Origin of the sequence: Mesorhizobium sp. M1E.F.Ca.ET.063.01.1.1 (assembly GCF_003998155.1) — a bacterium.
Classification (GTDB): Bacteria; Pseudomonadota; Alphaproteobacteria; order Rhizobiales; family Rhizobiaceae; genus Mesorhizobium.
This window is the reverse complement of sequence record NZ_RZSC01000892.1, coordinates 1-2,198: the sequence shown is the minus strand read 5'-3', so window position 1 is coordinate 2,198 and position 2,198 is coordinate 1. Positions and strand designations below refer to the sequence as shown.

Below are 2,198 nucleotides of genomic sequence, written 5' to 3'. Positions count from 1 at the left end.
CGAATGGGCCGGCACCAGATGGCAGCGGGTCGTCGTGCCGTGGACTGTGATCGCCAATCGCGCCGATGCAGAGAGGGTGGTTGCGCAGCTCAATGCCAGTCCGCCGGACAGCGCGCGGCGAACCTCGATCTCCGGCGCGCTTGAATTCGGCAGCGACCTTTTCGCCGAAAGCGGTTTTCAGGGCACCAAGCGCGTCATCGATGTTTCGGGCGACGGACCCAACAACCAGGGCGCGCCGGTCGACATCACGCGGGACGAGGTGGTGAAACAGGGTATCACCATCAATGGACTGCCGCTGATGACGCGCGGCGGTTTCAGCGGTGCCTTCGATGTCGCCAATCTCGACCGCTACTACAGCGACTGCGTCATCGGCGGGCCGGGCGCCTTCATGATTCCGGTCAACGATTGGACGCAGTTCCCGGAAGCGATCCGCCGCAAGCTGGTGCTGGAGCTTGCCGGTCCGGCATCGCAGCGATGGGCGGCGGAAGAGGCGGATCATCCGCCGGTGGTGCTCGCCGACGACCGGCCGGCAGCCGATTGCTTGGCCGGGGAAAAGATGTGGCGCAATCGCGGCTGGATGCTGGACAGCCGCTAAAAGCAATTCCAGGAAAAGTGCGCAGCGGTTTTCCGTCTGGAGCGTTATACCAGCGCTAAGGTGGCGGCTGGACGATCAGGCGCGAGCTTGCTTCTGCGCGCGGCACGATGGCAAAGTGCCTGGGGCCGGCGGCATCGCTCGAAGTGGCTGAACAAGGAAGCATCATAATGAAACGCCTGCTCATTCCGACCGTATTTGCATCTCTGCTTTGCGCCGGGAGCGCCAGCGCCCAATTCTACGGCGAGGCGGCCTGCGTGCTGTTCGAGGACATCAATTTCCGGGGACGCTCGCTGGAGATGGGGCCTGACGACGCCGTCAATTTCCGCGGCGGCCAGTTCTGGAACGATCGTGTCTCCTCGGTGCTCGTGCGCCGTGGCTGCACGCTCGTTGCCTATGAGAATTCAGGCAGGCGCGGTCGCTCGATCGAACTCAATCGCAGGGTTCGCGGTTTCGGAGATTCCGGCTGGAACGACCGCATCTCGTCGGCCGAGTGCTATTGCGACCAATACTGAACACCGACGTCGTCCCGGATGATCTGCCACAACCGGTCAGTTCAAGTACGCTTGAGGAGGCTCCCGGTGCGCTGACTTGGACCATGGTCCATGACCGGTCCTGCTTCATTGACAAGCCTTTTGCGCTCTGTGAGACAATCTCCTCTCACCAGACAAAAAGGGGAACCATGATGAACAGGACCAGCATTCTCGCGGTGGCTTTGACGGCGGTCGTCGGGATGTCGGCGCCGGCTGCCGCTGCCACGTCGCTCACCATCGGTATCAGCGGATGGACCGGATTTGCGCCGCTGACTTTAGCCAAGCAGGCCGGCCTCTTCGAGAAACATGGGCTCGACGTCACGCTGAAGAAGGTGCCGCAGGCGAGCCGGCCGCTGGCGATTGCCAGCGGCGATCTGCAATGCGCTGCAACCACTGTCGAGACCTGGATGGTGTGGAACGCCAGCGGCGTCACCACCAAGCAGATATTCCAGCTCGACAAGTCCTACGGCGCCGACGGCATCGTCGTGCGCAACAACATCAAGACGGTCGCCGACCTCAAGGGCAAGAACGTCGCGTCGTCTGCTCCCGGCACGTCGCCCTATTTCCTGCTCGCCTGGGTGCTCAACAAGAACGGCATGTCGACCAAGGACGTGACGGTCGTCAACCTGGAGCCTGACGCGGCAGCGCAAGCCTTCCTTGCCGGACAGAACGACGCCGCAGTCACCTATGAGCCCTTCATTTCCGCAGTGCGCGACAAGACCGACCAAGGGCATATCCTGGCGACCACGCTCGACTATCCGATGGTGCTGGACACCGTCGGCTGCACGCCGGACTTCCTCAAGGCCAATCCCGATGCCGCCAAGGCGCTGGCCGACAGCTATTTCGACGCGCTCGACATGATCAAGAAGGATCCGCAAAAATCCTACGAGATCATGGGCGCCGACGTGAAGCAGTCGGCCAAGGAGTTCGAGGACTCGGCCAAGTACCTGAAATGGGCCGACCGGGAAGAGAACAAGCAGTTCTTCACGAAGGACTTCCAGGACTTCTCCAAGACCGCGGCGGAGCTGCTGCTGCAGATGGGCCTGATCAAGGAAGCGCCGGACGTGACGACG

General features: G+C 62.2%; 3 protein-coding genes. All 3 read left to right on the top strand.

Annotated elements, in window-relative coordinates; translation table 11 throughout:
* Window positions 1–595, top strand: a 595-nt coding sequence (locus EOA29_RS33915) for a DUF1194 domain-containing protein (RefSeq protein ID WP_145969967.1), incomplete at its 5' end; no start/stop codon positions are given.
* Between the two features lie 167 nt (window positions 596–762).
* Window positions 763–1,107, top strand: coding sequence for a peptidase inhibitor family I36 protein (locus tag EOA29_RS33910; RefSeq protein WP_126093280.1), 345 nt, complete (start codon window positions 763–765; stop codon window positions 1,105–1,107).
* Window positions 1,108–1,277: 170 nt separating this feature from the next.
* Window positions 1,278–2,198, top strand: a 921-nt coding sequence (locus EOA29_RS33905) for an ABC transporter substrate-binding protein (protein WP_127222231.1), incomplete at its 3' end; no start/stop codon positions are given.